Source organism: Enterobacter hormaechei subsp. xiangfangensis, from assembly GCF_001729785.1.
GTDB lineage: Bacteria > Pseudomonadota > Gammaproteobacteria > Enterobacterales > Enterobacteriaceae > Enterobacter > Enterobacter hormaechei_C.
Genome location: NZ_CP017183.1, coordinates 2,712,792 through 2,729,616, shown reverse-complemented (window position 1 = coordinate 2,729,616; position 16,825 = coordinate 2,712,792). Strand labels below are relative to the sequence as shown.

The following is a 16,825-nucleotide window of genomic DNA, read 5'->3' as shown; positions in this document are numbered from 1 at the left end:
TCAGCGCTTCGATCCCAGACATAAGCCTCGCCGATGCGGGGCTTTTTTATTCACTTATTTTTCAAAATATTACGTAATCCTCCGCTGTTATTATCTTGTTGCAAACCCGCGAGAATATTAGCATTGTTTTCCCGCCTTATTATCAGCTTTTCCCGTTAAATCAGGGCGTTGATCAACAGCCCTGGGGTTAAGGTGAAAAAAAAGACAATAACGACCACCGGAAACTTTACTCCGGCACGTTTTGCACTTCTGTGTCTCGCTATCTTTTGTAGTCTTGCGTTTCTGCTGGGCCGCGTGGCGTGGCTGCAAATTATCAAACCGGATAATCTGGTTAAGCAGGAGGATATGCGCTCCCTGCGCGAAGTGGCGATAGACGCCCCGCGGGGGATGATTGTGGACCGTGAAGGACGACCCCTTGCGGTGAGCGTACCTGTCCAGGCCGTCTGGGCCGATCCCAAAACAGTGCTGGAAAAAGGGGGGATCGGTTATGATTCGCGCTGGCAGGCCCTGGCAAATGCCTTACACCTTTCTCTGAGCACGCTCGCATCGCGAATCAACAGTAACCCGCACGGGCGATTTATTTACCTTGCCCGTCAGGTTGATCCCTCCCAGACAAAGTGGATCGATAAGCTGCGTCTTCCGGGTATCAACCTTCGCGATGAGTCCCGCCGCTTTTATCCTGCCGGGCACGTGGCGGCGAACCTGATTGGCTTCACCAATATTGATGGTCAGGGCATTGAGGGTGTCGAGAAAAGCTTCAACACGCAGCTTACCGGGAAGGCAGGCGTGCGGCTGGTCAGGAAAGATCGCTACGGACATGTGGTGGAGAACCTCACGGAGGTGGCTCCCGTACCTGCACATAATATCCAGCTTAGTATCGATGAACGCCTGCAAACTATCACTGAAGACGCGCTGGATAATGCCGTGGCGTGGAACAAAGCTGAGTCAGGCGCGTCGGTGCTGATTAATATCCAGACGGGCGAAATTCTGGCAATGGCGAGCTTCCCCGACTTCAACCCCAACAACCGGGAAGGGGCAACGCTGGATGATTTTCGCAATCGCGCGATCAGTGACACCTTTGAACCTGGCTCTACCGTTAAGCCTCTGGTGCTGATGACGGCGCTACAGCAGGGGCTGGTACAGCCTGACAGCGTCATAGACACGCATCCCTACACCATTGATGGCCATCGTATCCGCGATGTGGGCTACTATCCCGAGCTGACGATGACCGGCATCCTGCAAAAATCCAGTGACACGGGCGTGTCCCGTCTTTCGCTGGCGATGCCTGTGCAACGGTTACTGGATACCTATAAACACTTTGGCTTTGGCGAGAGTACCGGGCTTGGCTTAACGGGAGAAAGCGCAGGTTTACTGCCGCAGCGGAAATTCTGGAGCCAGTTAGACCGGGCGACCTTTGCCTTTGGATATGGCCTGATGGTAACCCCCCTCCAGCTGGCGCATGTGTATGCCACCATCGGCAGCTATGGCATTGAACGGCCTCTGTCCATCACCCGAATCGATCCGCCGGTGATTGGCAAGCGGGTGATGCCCGAGGAAATTGTTCACGAGGTGGAGCACATGATGGAGAGCGTCGCATTACCCGGCGGTGGTGGAATCAAAGCGGCGGTGCGTAACTATCGCGTGGCGATAAAAACCGGGACGGCCAAAAAAATCGATGAACACGGTAAGTATGTGGATAAATACGTCGCCTATACCGCAGGCGTTGCGCCTGCCAGCGATCCCCGTTTTGCGCTGGTGGTGGTGATTAACGATCCGCAAAACGGTGCCTATTACGGCGGGGCCGTTTCCGCGCCCGTTTTCAGCGAAATTATGGGGAACGTTCTGCGTCTGGAAAACGTAAAGCCTGACGGGCTGCCGGCAGATTCTGACCATCTGATCGTGATGCATCACCCAGCCGTTTATAACCCTGGCGAATAGCGGTACACTTCGCCTTTTGGTTTACGCCCTGGAGCTGTCATGTCTTTCAGTTGTCCCCTTTGCCACGCGCCGCTGACGCGCGCGGAGAAAACGTTTATCTGTCCACAGGGACATCAGTTTGACCGGGCGAAAGAGGGCTATGTAAATCTTCTGCCGGTACAGCACAAGCGCTCCCGGGACCCGGGTGACAGCGCGGAGATGATGCAGGCGCGCCGGGCGTTTCTCGATGCCGGGCATTATCAACCGCTCAGGGATGCCGTTGTCGCCTTACTCCGTGAATATCTGACAGAAGGCGCATCCGCCATGCTGGATATCGGCTGCGGCGAAGGTTACTACACCGCCACGTTTGCTGACGTGGCGGCTGAGAAGGGCGCCGAAACGTACGGGCTGGACGTATCTAAAGTGGCTATCCGTGCGGCAGCCAAACGCTACTCAGCGGTAACGTTCTGCGTGGCCTCCAGCCACCGCCTGCCGTTTGAGGAAGCGAGTATGGACGCCGTGGTGCGTATCTATGCGCCGTGCAAGGCTGAGGAGCTGGCGCGCGTCGTTAAGCCCGGTGGCTGGGTTATCACCGTCACGCCAGGGCCGCGTCATCTGCTGGAGCTAAAAGGGCTGATCTATGATGAAGTTCACCTGCATGCGCCTCACTCTGAACAGCTGGCAGGCTTTGCGTTAAAGCAGGCGCAGTCGGTAGCGTATGAAATGATGTTGCAGGGAAGTGAAGCGGTGGCGTTACTGCAAATGACGCCGTTTGCGTGGCGGGCAAAACCAGAGGTGTGGGAAACGCTGGCAGCGCAGACAGAATTTCGCTGCCAGACGGATTTCAGCATCCATTGCTGGCAGCGCGAAGGTTAACCCGCGAAGTGTGCCCAAAGGATTTGGGCACCAATCCCGATCAACACGATACCGCCCAGAATTTCGGCGCGTTTGCCTAACAGCGGGCCAATGAACCGACCCACCATCATCCCCAGCGTTGACATGATCAGCGTGGCGCAGCCAATCGCCAGCGCGGTGGCGATAATATTGACCTGCAAAAACGCCAGACCGACACCCACGGCCATTGCATCCAGGCTGGTTGCGATGGCGGTTGTCACCAGAAGCCAGAAGCCGTGGCGTTGCAGCGGCGCATCATCTTCATCGCCGTTGCCACGAAAACCTTCAATCACCATACGTCCGCCGAGGAACACCAGCAGCACGAAAGCAATCCAGTGATTCCACTCCAGCACAAACTGGTTGGCGAGCATCCCCAGTCCCCAGCCGATAAGCGGCGTCAGCGTTTCGATAGCGCCAAAGATGAGACCGGTACGCAGGGCTTCGGAAAATTTAGGTTTATGGAGAGTGGCACCTTTGCCGATAGAGGCGGCAAATGCGTCCATGGACATGCCAAAAGCCAGAAGGATCGTAGCGGAGATATTCATAAGAGCGTCCAGACCGGGGATATCCATATGACACATCACTGCCCCCAGTAAACAGCAGTTGATGTATCTATGGTCTCGCCTGATCGCTTCTGGCACAGTAATTGTGCTTAAAAACGATCCGTACGCGCCACGTTTTTCAACGAGTATGTTGACACGTACATTTCCCGCAGGCAGGAAATCGGCTACTCCCCAACGACGGGCGCAACCTTAACATATTTTGAGAATATAAAACAACAACGAAGATGGCTTTATATAGCCACTATGTTGATAACGATTTTCATTTAGATTTATGCGTGAAAATATCGTTAATAAATATAAGTCAATTAACAGAGGAGATATAGCACCGGCTATATTGCTGGTTCAAGAATAATGCAATATATAGCCGATGCTATAATTATAAATCATTGAGTTTTAACAAGTAATTTGTATATCTTTTCCAGGTCATCAATATTTCTGACCCGGATGAGCAGGCGGCGTTGTTCTAATTGCATCACCAGAACCCCGTCTTCGGATAAATTCATCTCTTTAATACGGTTATATTCTATCCAGACATTGGCGAAGAAGAATCCGTGTTTTTTAAAAATGAGTTTTGGCGAGCGGATCCAGAACAGGTAAATCGCCATTAATGCCAGCGCACATAATAACCATGTGGTTAATATTGCGCCGTGGCTGGTCACATTATTGTAAATGAGGATGACTACCAGACCGGCGAAGATAAACGCATCAATACGTCCACGGCGTAAGAGGGGAAGGGTCAGCAGCGTCTCGCCGTGGCGGCGAGGCATAATAAACTCGTCATAGATCGCGTAAGCCAGAAGGGCAACAATAAATAAAACCAGTACGGTGTCCGTGACAGTCATTCATCCTCCAGATAAAAAGACCGGGGGCAAGCCCCCGGTCAGTAAAGCATTTTATTACAGACCCAGCAGGCCGACAGCGTAGCCCGCGATACCGATGACGAAGAAGCCAACGATGATCCAAAGCGGGTTCACTTTCTTACGCAGCAGCCACATACAGGCGAAGGTTAACAGCAGCGGTACCAGGCCCGGCATCAGCTGGTCCAGAATGGTCTGCACGGTGGTAACGCGCGTCTGACCATCCTGACCGGTGATCGTTGATACCACCAGCGGGATGTTTACGTGCGTCCACTTGTTAACCAGCGCCCCCATTACAAACAGGCCGAGAATTGACGCCCCCTCAGTCAGTTTTTGCAGGAAGCCGCCGCCCATATCCTTAACGATATCCACACCTTTACGATAGCCGTACGCCACGCCGTAGTAACGGGTCAGCAGACGCACCGCGTTGAACAGGATGAAGAACAGCAGAGGACCGAGCAGGCTGCCGCTCATGGCGATCCCGGCGCCCAGCGCCGCAAAGACCGGACGCACGGTACCCCAGAAAATCGGGTCGCCCACGCCTGCCAGCGGCCCCATCAGACCAACTTTGATACCGTTGATGGCACCATCGTCGATTTCAGCCCCGTTCGCACGCTGCTCTTCCATCGCCAGCGTCACGCCCAGAACCGGCGCCGCAACATAAGGATGGGTGTTGAAGAATTCCAGATGACGCTTAATTGCCTGACGGCGTGCTTCGTTGTTTTCCGGATACAGGCGTTTGATGGCCGGCACCATGGAGAAGCAGAAGCCGAGCGCCTGCATACGTTCGAAGTTCCATGAACCCTGAAACAGGTTAGAACGGATGAACACGCCACGAATATCACCCGGAGTGAGTTTTTTCTCAGTGGTAGTTTTTGTCATATCAACCATTTCGCTCACCTGTTAGTCCAGTTCGTTATCGAGATCGTTGTTACCAGCAGCCTGCGCAGGGGCACCCGCGACACGGTTGTATTTCGGGCTGAGCTGGATATAAAGAATCGCCATCACCGCACCAATCACACCCAGCGCAACCAGGTTGAAGTTGGTGAACGCAGCGGTAACGAAGCCGAGGTAGAAGAATGGCATCAGGTAGCCCGCGCGCATCATGTTGATGACCATCGCATAACCGACCACCACGATCATACCCCCGGCGATATTCAGACCGCTGGTGACCACTTCAGGGATCGCATTCAGCATGCCCTGAACTTCGCTGGTACCGACAGAAATCGCCACGATAACTGCAGGGATCGCGATACGCATCGCTTGCAGGAACAGGGAAGAAACGTGGATCCAGGAGAGCGCGGTGAGGTTGCCGTTTTCGGCCGCCTTATCCGCCGCGTGCTGGAAGGCCACGGTAATAGTACGGACAATAATGGTCAGCACCTGACCCGCTGCGGCCAGCGGGATGGCCAGCGCGATACCGGCACCAATACTCTGATGACCGGCGATAACCAGAACGGTCGAAATAATGGACGCCAGCGCGGCATCTGGCGCAACTGCCGCACCGATGTTCATCCAGCCGAGGGCGATCATTTCCAGGGTACCACCGATGATGATACCGGTTTTCATGTCACCGAGAACGGCGCCAATCAACGTACAGGCCACCAGAGGGCGGTGGAACTGAAATTCATCAAGTACGGACTCCATACCCGCAATACACGCGACGATGAACACCAGCACAATCTGAAGAGTAGTAATCTCCATTGCACTTCTCCTATTACATAAGCTCTATATGAAAAACCGGCCCGGGCTTATTTCCCCACTTTGCCGATCAAATCCATCATTTTCAGTTTCTGATCCGTGGAAACCTTACGGGCTTCCAGCTCGATACCGCGTGCATTCAGCTTGTTGAAGGCCTCGATATCTTTCGCATCCACTGAAATCGCGTTGTTGACCTGCGTTTTGCCCTGACGGAAAGCCATACCGCCAATGTTAACGGAGGTGATTTTCACGCCGCCTTCAACAATGCGTTCAACGTCTGTCGGGTTGGTGAACAGAAGCATCACGCGTTCGCCCGCGTATTTCGGGTTGTTGTAAACGCGGATCATTTTGGCGACATCCACGACGTGCGCGGTGACGCCCGGCGGTGCAACCTGGGTAAGAAGGGTTTTACGGACAGTGTCGGCGGCCACTTCGTCACTGACCACGATGATGCGTTGTACGTTGGTCTCTTTGGTCCAGCGCGTCGCCACCTGGCCGTGGATCAGACGGTCATCAATACGCGCAAGGCCGATAACCATGTAATCGTTCGGACCCATTGGCTTCGCCGGTGCAGCGGCTTTTGGTGCAGCAGGGGCAGGGGCAGGTTTTTCAACCGGCTGCGCTTTCAGCGCCTTCACGCCTTCGCGACCGGTTTCCACCGCCAGCGCCACCAGCTCGTCAAAGCCTGGGTTGTCGTCACGCGCCATGAAGGTTTCCACCAACATCGGGATATTCACCCCGGCGACGACTTCATAATGCTCTTTATCGACGACAATGCGGCTGGCAGCGTTGAACGGGCTGCCGCCCCATGTATCCACGAGAAACAGCACGCCTTTGCTGGTATCCAGCTTCTCAAGCTGAGCAGTGTATTTTTCAATCAGCGTCTCGGCATTTTCACCGGGAACGAAATCGATCCAGCCGACGTTTTCCTGCTCGCCCAACAGCATTTCTGCCGTTTTGAGTAACTGCTCCGCAGCCCAACCATGTGTGCCTATGACAATAGCAATGGTCACTTGCTACCTCCTTTTATTATCATTTATACGTCTGCCAGGCAGGCGTACTGAGAATCGTATTGGCGAACCGAATCGATTCAGATAAGGGTTAGAGTTCAAAAAAACTAAGACTTCCGCGAATTATTTTAGATAGTGAAAAAATAATTTATGTGATGAAGATCCGTAATTTAGCTACGCCTTACAGATTTTTCTCTAAGATAATCCGCGTGTGTTACAGAAGTTTGCAAAGGAACGTAAATCTTTGCTAAAAACCAATTGTCTCTGATATGTTTAGCGTCCGTTTAATTATTCAGGAGTATAGGGCTACAGCCCACTATATGGACCGTCACCGACGTCAGTCATCTTCCAGGCCATTCCGCGCCTTAATCACCGGCGATCTTCGCCACGCATCGACTCTCATTCCCTTTGAAATGCCCGACATTAGCGGGGCACCGTTTTGTCATTCCTTTAGCAGGAGCGTGTCATGGAATTCTTAATGGACCCGTCAATCTGGGTAGGCTTGCTTACGCTGGTCGTGCTGGAGATCGTTCTCGGTATTGATAACCTGGTGTTTATCGCCATCCTCGCAGATAAACTGCCGCCGAAACAGCGTGATAAAGCCCGTCTGATCGGCCTCTCGCTGGCGCTGATCATGCGTCTGGGCTTACTGTCTGTTATCTCGTGGATGGTCACCCTGACGAAGCCCCTGTTCACCGTCATGGATTTCACCTTCTCCGGCCGCGATTTAATTATGCTGGTAGGGGGACTGTTCCTGCTGTTCAAAGCCACAACAGAGCTGCATGAACGGCTGGAGAACCGGCAGCACGATGATGGCCACGGTAAGGGTTATGCCAGCTTCTGGGTGGTTGTTCTACAGATTGTGGTGCTTGATGCGGTCTTCTCACTGGATGCGGTGATTACGGCGGTCGGCATGGTGAACCATCTGCCGGTGATGATGGCGGCGGTGGTGATTGCGATGGCGGTAATGCTGCTGGCGTCGAAACCGCTGACGCGTTTCGTCAACCAGCATCCGACGGTCGTTGTGCTGTGTCTGAGCTTCCTGCTGATGATTGGTCTGAGCCTGGTGGCAGAAGGGTTTGGCTTCCATATTCCGAAAGGCTACCTGTACGCCGCGATTGGCTTCTCGATTCTGATCGAGCTGTTTAACCAGATTGCGCGCCGTAACTTTATTAAGCAGCAGTCGAATCAGCCGCTGCGAGCCCGTACCGCAGATGCGATTCTGCGACTGATGGGCGGGCGTCGTCAGGTGAACGTGCAGGCTGATAACGAGAACCGCAACCCGGTTCCGGTGCCGGAAGGCGCGTTTGTGGAAGAAGAACGCTACATGATCAATGGCGTGCTTTCGCTGGCTTCCCGCTCCCTGCGCGGTATTATGACGCCACGCGGCGAAATCAGCTGGGTGGACGCCAACCTGAGCGTCGACGAAATTCGTCAGCAGCTGCTCTCCTCGCCGCACAGCCTGTTCCCGGTCTGCCGGGGTGAGCTGGATGAGATCATCGGTGTGGTACGCGCGAAAGAGATGCTGGTGGCGCTGGAAGAGGGCGTTAACGTCGAGGCCGTAGCGGCCGCGTCGCCCGCTATCGTGGTGCCTGAAACGCTGGATCCGATCAACCTGCTGGGCGTATTGCGCCGTGCTCGCGGGAGCTTTGTTATCGTCACCAACGAATTTGGTGTGGTACAGGGCCTGGTGACGCCGCTGGACGTGCTGGAAGCCATTGCCGGTGAATTCCCTGATGCGGATGAAACCCCTGAAATCGTTGCCGACGGTGACGGCTGGCTGGTGAAAGGCACCACCGACCTGCACGCGCTCTCGCACACGCTGGGCGTCGAAAACGTGGTCAATGATGATGAAGATATTGCCACCGTGGCGGGGCTGGTGATCTCCGTTAACGGGCAGATCCCGCGTATCGGTGATGTGCTGGAGCTGCCGCCGCTGCAAATTACCATCGTCGAAGCCAACGACTATCGCGTTGATATGGTGCGTATTGTTAAAGAGCACTCTGCGCACGACGAAGAAGAGTAACGTTATCTAGCGTAACGGCAGTAAGGGCACGATGTGTCCGTTGTGACGGGCTGGCGGAGAGTGACTTTCCGCCAGCCATTTCGGAAACTCGCGCAGCGGCATTGGCCGCGCATACAAGTACCCCTGCAAAATATGTACGCTGTGACGGCGCAGGTAGCGTGACTGCTCCTCGGTTTCCACCCCTTCCGCAACCAGTTCAATATTCAGCCGCTGGCCAAGCGCAATAATAATATCTGTTACCGTTGAGTTCACGGCGTCGGTGCCGATCGCGGTGGTGAAGGATTTATCAATTTTCAGCACATCCGGATGCAGTTTTTCTAGCCATGAAAGTGAGCTGTTGCCGGTACCAAAATCATCAATCGCAAGTTTCACCCCTTTGCGGTGCAGCTCCCGCACGATGCGGTAATCCACATCCAGCAACGCATCGCGTTCGGTTAACTCCACGATCAACTGTTGAACAGGGCTGGCGTTAAACCAGATGCGGTTGAGATCCTGGATAAGCGCAGCGCGGCGAAAATGGCTGGCGGCCACGTTAATGCCGATATGGAAATCGCGCGAGGCAGGGAAATAGCCTATCTGCCGCACCGTTTCGCTGATGACGTAGCGGGTAAGCGGAACAATCAGGTTATGTTCTTCGGCCAGAGGGATAAAGACATCGGGCGAAATCCATCCCTGACGCGGGTTGTTCCAGCGCAGGAGGATCTCGACGCCGACGCATTCCCGGGTGCGGGCATTCACCAGCGGCTGGCAGAAGAGTTCAAACTCCCGGGCCGCAATTCCCATGTTGATTTCCCAGGTGAAACTGATTCGCCGCGCCGTGGCGAGCCAGGCGATATAGCCCATCAGTAAGCTGAGCATCAACGCCAGCGGCAGCTGGGTAGGCAGATTTTTTAACGCCATTTCGCCAGGCCCGGGGCCGCTCACCGTGACGCTGAAAGGGTAATGTTGTGACGACTGTTCCAGCAGGGAGGCGTTTTCATCGAAGGTCGGCGTAGTCGTCACCTGTTGCCCGTCGCGGAGGAAGTTATCTCCTACTCTCAGGACAACGTCGGTGATCTGCGGCCGCTGCGGCTCGAGAATCATTTTAGTGATGAGATCGATATTCACCACCTCCATCACCCCGTCGTTGCCGTCGCCCGCAACGGGAGACCACTGAATCAGTACCGGGCTGCCTTTTACCAGCCACCGGTCAGTCGACAGCAGCAGCCTGGATTCACTGACTGGAAGCTCCGGCACAAACTCACTGACGGGCACATTACGGCTGCCAAAGACGCTTGAGCAATACAGTATTCCGTCTTGAATGAGGGCGATGGAGCGTACGGTCTGGAGGATCGCCGCCTGTTTTCGCAGGATTAGATTTGCTTCGGAACAGGGTATGCCAACCAGTGAAAGTAGCGTTTCACGCTGGGCCTCTAACGAGAGAAGCACCTTATCAAGCGCACGCACGGTGTGGTGGGTAAAGTCGTGGATCCGATCCTGATTTATGTTGCGCTGTGAAATAAAGCGAATGCCCAGCGTCAGGACGAGCGTAACGAGCGCAACCGTGACACAGACGATAACGCGTTTTCGGCGATAGTCTTTAATGATCGTTTGTGCAGTTTGCATGAACGGTCGCCTGTTAAGCACCGGCCAGAAAAGCCAGACGCAACAGTGACAGTGTAGTGGGGAATACGTGAAGCGACGAGACGAGAGGGGAAAATTCGCCCATCTGTTGCAGATGGGCGAAAGGAAGGCTTAGTCGCACTGCACCTTAATGGCCAGACCGCCGCGCGAGGTCTCACGGTACTTCGCGTTCATGTCCTTGCCGGTTTCGTACATGGTTTCAATAACCTTATCCAGCGACACGCGTGGCTCGCTGGTACGGCGCATCGCCATACGCGAGGCGTTGATCGCTTTGACGGAGGCGATGGCGTTACGCTCAATGCACGGCACCTGCACCTGACCGGCAACCGGGTCACAGGTCAGACCGAGGTTGTGCTCCATACCGATTTCCGCCGCCACGCACACCTGCTCAGGGCTGGCGCCCAACAGTTCCGCCAGACCCGCTGCCGCCATAGAGCAGGCCACGCCCACTTCACCCTGACAGCCTACTTCGGCACCAGAGATGGACGCATTCATTTTGTACAGCGCGCCGATAGCGCCTGCCGCGAGGAAATAACGGATATAGATATCCGGTGTCACGGGCTCAATAAAGTGATCGTAATAGGCCAGCACCGCCGGAACGATACCGCACGCGCCGTTGGTCGGCGCCGTCACCACGCGACCACCCGCTGCGTTCTCTTCGTTAACCGCGAGGGCAAACATGTTCACCCAGTCGACCACGTTCATTGGGTCATTGGAGAACTTGTCGGTGGTGACCAGCATGCGGCGCAGCGCAGAGGCACGACGCGGTACGCGCAGAGGCCCAGGCAGAACACCCTCGGTGTTCATCCCGCGGTCAATACAGGCGCGCATGGTTTGCCACACGTTAGCAAAATAGTCTTCGATCTCTTTCTTGCTGTGCAGCGCCAGTTCGTTCTGCATCACCATGCCGGACAGGGACAGACCGGTCTCTTTGCAGTAGCCCAGCATCTCGGTGGCCGATTTAAACGGATAGGGCACATTGACGTCGCCCGCGCTCTCTTTACCAAAGTGTTCTTCGTCAACGATAAAGCCGCCGCCGATGGAGTAGTAGGTTTTACTGTAGATCTCTTTTTCGCCGCTCCAGGCGTGGATGGTCATGCCGTTTTCATGCAGCGGCAGGTTGTCGCTACGAAAACGCATCCCGTCATCCTGCGGGAAGTCCACTTCGTGCTGACCGTTAGCCAGCAGTAAGCGTCCGCGCGTTTCCACGTCGCGGATAAATGCCGGAATGGCATCAATATCAACAGTGTCCGGCATATTGCCTGCCAGACCCATAATAATGGCGATATCGGTGTGGTGGCCTTTACCCGTTAATGACAGTGAACCGTAAACGTCTACGGCGACACGGGTAACGCTTTCCAGTAATCCTTTTTCGACCAGATCATCGACGAACTGTTTACCGGCCTTCATCGGCCCTACAGTGTGGGAAGAGGAAGGACCAATCCCCACTTTGAACATGTCGAATATACTAATCACTTTCACACTCCTGACAGGGTTACTGGGGTTCCAGTAACGATGTTATAACTGCGCATAGTGTAAGAGGGAACACCAACCTCGGCTTAACTATTCACATGAATTAAACTAATGGTTAACGATGGTTTTGCTAATAGCGCGACGCCGATCGCAAACATGCCAGAAAAGGGTGGAATGTAAAGTATAGTCAAGGCTTCAGGCCGATTTGCAGGGCCAGCTCACGAATGATGCCTGCCGTCATGCCCCAGACAAAATAATGCTGATACCACGACAGCCAGACCCGATGATCGTGTCCGCGGCGGTGAATATCCAGTGGGTGATAGCGGCCCAGACGAAGGGCCTCTTCCAGCGGCATTTCGAACACCGCTGAAACTTCATCGACGCTGGCGTGATACTGAAGATCGGGCGGAATAATGCCAACGACCGGCGTGACCTGAAAACCGGTTACGCTGTCCACTGGCGGCAGCACGCCGATCACCTCGACTGTCTCCGGGGGGATCGCCACTTCCTCATGCGCTTCACGCAGTGCGGCGGCAATCAGGGATGCATCGGTGCTGTCCACCGCGCCGCCCGGAAACGCAACCTGACCGGCGTGTTTTCGCATATGCGGTGAGCGCTGGGTAAGCAACAGACCCGGCTGCTCACGGCGCACGACCGGGATCAGCACCGCCGCCTGACGTTGATTCAGCGTGGCGCGGCTAACCTGGGGCCGCAGAAGCTGAAAGCGCGACAGAAAATCATCCAGCGTCAGGTTGTCTTTCTTCACCGTAAATTCTCCAGTTGTTTCAGGATACGATTCACTTTATCAAAGGTTTCCTGATATTCCGCCTCGACCTGGCTATCGGCCACAATGCCACCGCCTGCGGAACAGTACAGGTTACCGTCGCACGCCGTCAGGGTGCGAATAGTGATGCTGGTATCCATGGTGCCGCACAGACTCACATAGCCGATGCTGCCGCACCAGGCGTTGCGGCGATGTGGTTCCAGTTCGTCGATGATCTCCATCGCCCGGACCTTCGGCGCGCCGGTGATGGAGCCGCCCGGAAACGCGGCGCGGAGCAGATCGCAGGCGGTTCGCGAGGCCGGCAGGCGTGCGGTGATGGTGCTGACCAGATGATGCACCGCCGGGAATGGCTCCACGACGAACAGCTCCGGCACGCGCACGCTGCCCGGCTCGGCGACGCGACCAATATCATTGCGCATCAGATCGACAATCATCAGGTTTTCAGCACGATCTTTGGGAGAGGCCGCCAGCGTCTCCGCCTGCTGGCGGTCGGCGTCGGCGTTGGCAAGGCGCGGCAGTGTGCCCTTTATTGGGCGGGTCTGAATCATACCGTCAGCCAGGTGGATAAAACGCTCAGGCGAAAGGCTGAGTATGGCGCCGTGTTCAAAGCGTAAAAATGCACTGAACGGGGCCTTATTGCTGGCATTGAGGCGGGTAAACGCCTGCCATTCGTCTCCCTTGTACTCCGCCTGGAAACGCTGGGCAAGGTTGACCTGATAACAGTCGCCACTGTGAAGATACGCCTGCACACGGGAGAATTTTTCCGCGTATTCCTCCGCGCTCATGTTCGAGCGCCAGCCGGAGGTCAGCATAAAGTGTTCCGGGGCGGCGGGCCGTTGCGCCTCAAGCCAGGCCAGACGCGCCTGTACGTCCCGGTGGCTCAGCAGAGAAACCGTCTGCTTACGGTGATCCACGATCAGCGCCCAGTCATACAGCCCCACCGCCATATCCGGCAGGGAAATATCCGCCTGCGCATGCTCGGGCAGCTTTTCGAAACGGCGACCCAGATCGTAACCAAACAGGCCCAGCGCGCCCCCCTGGAAAGGCAGATCCGGATCAGGTGTGGCAGTTAAGCCCAGAGCATCGATCTCGTTCTGAAGCCGCATCAGCGGATCGTCCGTTGGCGACAGCGCATCGGTCGTCAGCGTTTTAACCGGGTCGGCCACCAGAATATCAAAGCGGCTGTAGGGGTGATCCGCATGGCCGGAGTGCAGCAGCATGGCAAAAGGAAGGTGGCTCAGACGGGCAAACCAGAACTCCGCGGCGTCAGCACGCCAGGGCAAGGTCATAACAGTGGGGAAGCGCATGTTCATGTATGGCATACTACCGGGCAGCGTGAAATAATTAGCGCGAATAATTTAGCAGGAGTTAACGATGTTTGCAGGTTTACCTTCTCTCAGCCATGACCAACAGCAGAAAGCCGTTGAACGTATTCAGGAGCTGATGTCCCAGGGGATGAGCAGCGGACAGGCAATTTCCCAGGTCGCGGAAGAACTTCGCGCCACCCATACCGGCGAGCGGATCGTGGCGCGCTTTGAGGATGAAGATGAAGAATAACCGGCTTACACTGCCGCGATAATCTTGATCTCAACCTTATATTCCGGTTTCATCAGCGTGGCCTGTACGGTGCAGCGTACAGGCGCGTGACCCGCCACCACCCACGCATCCCATGCTTTATTCATCGCCGCGAAATCGTCTTTATTCGCCAGAAAAATCGTCGCATCCAGAATGCGGGATTTGTCGCTGCCCTGTTTTTCCAGTACGGCGTCGATCTGCGCCAGGGTGTTGGCGGTCTGCTCGAAGGCGTCGGCGTCCAGATTGGCAGGGACGCCGGTGTAGTACAGCGTCTGGTTGTGGATCACCACATCAGACCAGCGGGCTTCGGCATCAATGCGCGTAATTGTCATAAACGTATCCTCGTTATCTTTCGTCGTCAGGCGGCAAGACTGCCATAATGTTCCGCCGTCGTCACTATTTGGGGTGGCACCGGAGAGAAGGGGCTGACATAATCCCTGTGCAAAAATACAGTGAGAGAACACCGTGGCAGACGATTTTTCCCCAGAAGGTCAGTTAGCACAGGCTATTCCCGGCTTTAAACCGCGCGAACCCCAACGTCAGATGGCGCATGCCGTTGCGCACGCTATCGACAAGGCGCAGCCGCTGGTCGTGGAGGCCGGTACCGGTACGGGGAAAACGTATGCTTACCTCGCTCCTGCGCTGCGGGCGAAAAAGAAGGTGATCATCTCTACGGGATCAAAAGCGCTCCAGGATCAGCTCTACAGCCGCGATTTACCCACGGTGGCGAAAGCGCTGAAATACAAAGGGCGTCTGGCCTTGCTGAAAGGGCGTTCTAACTACCTGTGTCTGGAGCGTCTTGAACAGCAGGCGCTGGCGGGCGGCGACCTGCCGGTACAAACCCTGAGCGATGTGATCGTCCTGCGCGCCTGGGCCAACCAGACGGAGGAGGGGGACATCAGCACCTGCGCGAGCGTGCCGGAAGACTCCCCGGCCTGGCCGCTGGTGACCAGCACCAATGACAACTGCCTCGGCAGCGACTGCCCGCTGTATAAAGACTGTTTTGTGGTGAAAGCGCGTAAAACCGCGATGGACGCCGACGTGGTGGTGGTGAACCATCACCTGTTTCTTGCGGATATGGTGGTCAAGGACAGTGGTTTCGGCGAGCTGATCCCGGAGGCGGAGGTGATGATCTTCGATGAAGCCCATCAGCTACCGGACATCGCCAGCCAGTATTTTGGGCAGTCGCTTTCCAGTCGTCAGCTTCAGGATCTGGCGAAAGATATTACCATTGCCTATCGCACCGAACTCAAAGATACCCAGCAGTTGCAGAAGTGCGCGGACCGCCTGGCGCAATGCGCACAGGACTTCCGCTTACAGCTTGGCGAGCCGGGCTATCGCGGCAACCTGCGCGAACTGCTCGCAGACAAAAATATCCAGCGCGCGCTGCTGCTGCTCGATGATGCCCTTGAACTCTGTTACGACGTGGCGAAACTGTCCCTCGGACGTTCAGCGCTGCTGGACGCCGCCTTCGAGCGCGCCACGCTTTACCGTGGGCGGCTGAAGCGGCTGAAAGAGATCAACCAGCCGGGCTACAGCTACTGGTACGAATGTACCTCGCGCCACTTCACCCTGGCGCTCACGCCGCTGACCGTTGCTGATAAATTTAAAGAGGTGATGGCGCAAAAGCCCGGCACCTGGGTCTTTACCTCGGCCACGCTGTCGGTCAATGACGATCTGCACCACTTTACCGAGCGCCTCGGCATTGAGCAGGCGGAATCCCTGCTTCTGCCGAGCCCGTTCGACTATGAGAGACAGGCGCTGCTGTGCGTGCCGCGCAATCTGCCGCTGCCTAACCAGCCGGGCGCGGCGCGCCATCTGGCGGCCATGCTGAAGCCGATGATCGAGGCCAACAACGGGCGCTGCTTTATGCTCTGCACCTCACACGCCATGATGCGCGATCTGGCCGAGCAGTTCCGCGCCACCATGACGCTACCAGTGCTGTTGCAGGGAGAAACCAGTAAAGGCCAGCTGCTCCAGCAGTTTGTCAGCGCCGGTAATGCCCTGCTGGTGGCGACCAGCAGCTTCTGGGAAGGGGTGGACGTGCGCGGCGACACGCTCTCGCTGGTGATTATCGATAAGCTGCCGTTTACATCGCCGGACGATCCGCTTCTGAAAGCGCGCATGGAGGACTGCCGTCTGCGCGGGGGCGATCCGTTCGACGACGTCCAGCTGCCGGACGCGGTCATCACGCTTAAACAGGGGGTAGGGCGACTGATCCGCGACGTCACCGATCGCGGGGTGCTGGTGATCTGCGACAACCGCCTGGTGATGCGTCCCTACGGCGCGACCTTCCTCGCCAGCCTGCCGCCCGCGCCGCGCACGCGGGATATTAAACGCGCGGTCCGCTTTCTGGCGAACCCGACGGCGGAGTAATTCTTCCCGGAGTGTGTTAAGATGCG

15 protein-coding genes and 1 riboswitch are annotated in these 16,825 nt (G+C 55.9%); of the genes, 5 read left to right on the top strand and 10 right to left on the bottom strand.

Annotated features, from left to right (window positions below; genetic code table 11):
- Nucleotides 1–192 precede the first annotated feature (192 nt).
- Both ftsI and rlmA read left to right on the top strand, forming a co-directional pair.
- Nucleotides 193–1,938, top strand: coding sequence for a peptidoglycan glycosyltransferase FtsI (ftsI, locus tag BFV63_RS13110; RefSeq protein WP_069597545.1), 1,746 nt, complete (start codon nt 193–195; stop codon nt 1,936–1,938).
- A 39-nt stretch (nt 1,939–1,977) separates the two neighbouring features.
- Entirely contained in the window at nt 1,978–2,793 is an 816-nt protein-coding gene (gene rlmA / locus BFV63_RS13105) for a 23S rRNA (guanine(745)-N(1))-methyltransferase (protein WP_045329821.1), read from the top strand.
- On the opposite strand, the gene mntP is transcribed toward rlmA, so the two are convergent.
- The 5 genes from mntP to manX all read right to left on the bottom strand — a co-directional run bounded on the left by mntP (nt 2,790) and on the right by manX (nt 6,945).
- Nucleotides 2,790–3,356, bottom strand: a complete 567-nt coding sequence (mntP, locus tag BFV63_RS13100; RefSeq protein ID WP_048241833.1) for a manganese efflux pump MntP — start codon at nt 3,354–3,356, stop codon at nt 2,790–2,792. The genes rlmA and mntP overlap by 4 nt on opposite strands.
- Before the next feature lies 1 nt (nt 3,357).
- Nucleotides 3,358–3,559, bottom strand: a riboswitch (yybP-ykoY riboswitch).
- Between the two features lie 198 nt (nt 3,560–3,757).
- Entirely contained in the window at nt 3,758–4,216 is a 459-nt protein-coding gene (locus BFV63_RS13095) for a DUF986 family protein (protein ID WP_003859912.1), read from the bottom strand.
- A gap of 54 nt (nt 4,217–4,270) precedes the next feature.
- Nucleotides 4,271–5,122 carry a PTS mannose transporter subunit IID gene (locus tag BFV63_RS13090; RefSeq protein WP_006810994.1) on the bottom strand — a complete coding sequence of 284 codons (852 nt, stop codon included), beginning with the start codon at nt 5,120–5,122 and terminating at the stop codon, nt 4,271–4,273.
- A 12-nt stretch (nt 5,123–5,134) separates the two neighbouring features.
- The gene (gene manY / locus BFV63_RS13085) at nt 5,135–5,935 is read right to left on the bottom strand and encodes a PTS mannose transporter subunit IIC (protein ID WP_003859914.1); all 801 of its coding nucleotides are present in this window, start codon (nt 5,933–5,935) and stop codon (nt 5,135–5,137) included.
- A gap of 47 nt (nt 5,936–5,982) precedes the next feature.
- On the bottom strand, nt 5,983–6,945 hold the full coding sequence (gene manX, locus BFV63_RS13080) for a PTS mannose transporter subunit IIAB (protein WP_022651434.1): 963 nt from the start codon (nt 6,943–6,945) through the stop codon (nt 5,983–5,985).
- A 463-nt stretch (nt 6,946–7,408) separates the two neighbouring features.
- On the opposite strand from manX, the gene yoaE reads away from it, so the two are divergent.
- Nucleotides 7,409–8,968, top strand: coding sequence for a CNNM family cation transport protein YoaE (yoaE, locus tag BFV63_RS13075; RefSeq protein ID WP_003859916.1), 1,560 nt, complete (start codon nt 7,409–7,411; stop codon nt 8,966–8,968).
- A gap of 6 nt (nt 8,969–8,974) precedes the next feature.
- On the opposite strand, the gene BFV63_RS13070 is transcribed toward yoaE, so the two are convergent.
- The 4 genes from BFV63_RS13070 to pabB form a co-directional block, all read right to left on the bottom strand.
- Entirely contained in the window at nt 8,975–10,573 is a 1,599-nt protein-coding gene (locus BFV63_RS13070) for a cyclic di-3',5'-guanosine monophosphate phosphodiesterase PdeD (RefSeq protein WP_048240598.1), read from the bottom strand.
- Between the two features lie 129 nt (nt 10,574–10,702).
- Nucleotides 10,703–12,067, bottom strand: coding sequence for an L-serine ammonia-lyase (sdaA, locus tag BFV63_RS13065; protein WP_003859920.1), 1,365 nt, complete (start codon nt 12,065–12,067; stop codon nt 10,703–10,705).
- Nucleotides 12,068–12,251: 184 nt separating this feature from the next.
- Nucleotides 12,252–12,830 carry a CoA pyrophosphatase gene (locus BFV63_RS13060; protein ID WP_003859921.1) on the bottom strand — a complete coding sequence of 193 codons (579 nt, stop codon included), beginning with the start codon at nt 12,828–12,830 and terminating at the stop codon, nt 12,252–12,254.
- On the bottom strand, nt 12,827–14,161 hold the full coding sequence (gene pabB, locus BFV63_RS13055; RefSeq protein WP_048240599.1) for an aminodeoxychorismate synthase component 1: 1,335 nt from the start codon (nt 14,159–14,161) through the stop codon (nt 12,827–12,829). The genes BFV63_RS13060 and pabB overlap by 4 nt, the downstream gene beginning before the upstream one ends.
- Nucleotides 14,162–14,222: 61 nt before the next feature.
- Here pabB and BFV63_RS13050 point away from each other — a divergent pair, with 61 nt between their 5' ends.
- Nucleotides 14,223–14,405 carry a YoaH family protein gene (locus BFV63_RS13050; protein ID WP_003859925.1) on the top strand — a complete coding sequence of 61 codons (183 nt, stop codon included), beginning with the start codon at nt 14,223–14,225 and terminating at the stop codon, nt 14,403–14,405.
- Nucleotides 14,406–14,410: 5 nt separating this feature from the next.
- Here BFV63_RS13050 and BFV63_RS13045 read toward each other — a convergent pair whose 3' ends face one another.
- Nucleotides 14,411–14,755 carry a RidA family protein gene (locus BFV63_RS13045; protein ID WP_003859927.1) on the bottom strand — a complete coding sequence of 115 codons (345 nt, stop codon included), beginning with the start codon at nt 14,753–14,755 and terminating at the stop codon, nt 14,411–14,413.
- A gap of 133 nt (nt 14,756–14,888) precedes the next feature.
- Here BFV63_RS13045 and BFV63_RS13040 point away from each other — a divergent pair, with 133 nt between their 5' ends.
- Nucleotides 14,889–16,799 (top strand): DNA repair helicase YoaA, encoded by a 1,911-nt coding sequence (locus tag BFV63_RS13040; protein WP_003859928.1) that lies wholly within the window; start codon nt 14,889–14,891, stop codon nt 16,797–16,799.
- Nucleotides 16,800–16,825 lie beyond the last annotated feature (26 nt).

Bases quoted from the DNA above. Each gene is read 5' to 3' on its own strand.
- rlmA (WP_045329821.1), top strand. From the start codon at position 1,978: ATGTCTTTCAGTTGTCCCCTTTGCCACGCGCCGCTGACGCGCGCGGAG.
- mntP (WP_048241833.1), bottom strand. From the start codon at position 3,356: ATGAATATCTCCGCTACGATCCTTCTGGCTTTTGGCATGTCCATGGAC.
- BFV63_RS13095 (WP_003859912.1), bottom strand. From the start codon at position 4,216: ATGACTGTCACGGACACCGTACTGGTTTTATTTATTGTTGCCCTTCTG.
- BFV63_RS13090 (WP_006810994.1), bottom strand. From the start codon at position 5,122: ATGGTTGATATGACAAAAACTACCACTGAGAAAAAACTCACTCCGGGT.
- manY (WP_003859914.1), bottom strand. From the start codon at position 5,935: ATGGAGATTACTACTCTTCAGATTGTGCTGGTGTTCATCGTCGCGTGT.
- yoaE (WP_003859916.1), top strand. From the start codon at position 7,409: ATGGAATTCTTAATGGACCCGTCAATCTGGGTAGGCTTGCTTACGCTG.
- BFV63_RS13070 (WP_048240598.1), bottom strand. From the start codon at position 10,573: ATGCAAACTGCACAAACGATCATTAAAGACTATCGCCGAAAACGCGTT.
- pabB (WP_048240599.1), bottom strand. From the start codon at position 14,161: ATGAACATGCGCTTCCCCACTGTTATGACCTTGCCCTGGCGTGCTGAC.
- BFV63_RS13050 (WP_003859925.1), top strand. From the start codon at position 14,223: ATGTTTGCAGGTTTACCTTCTCTCAGCCATGACCAACAGCAGAAAGCC.
- BFV63_RS13045 (WP_003859927.1), bottom strand. From the start codon at position 14,755: ATGACAATTACGCGCATTGATGCCGAAGCCCGCTGGTCTGATGTGGTG.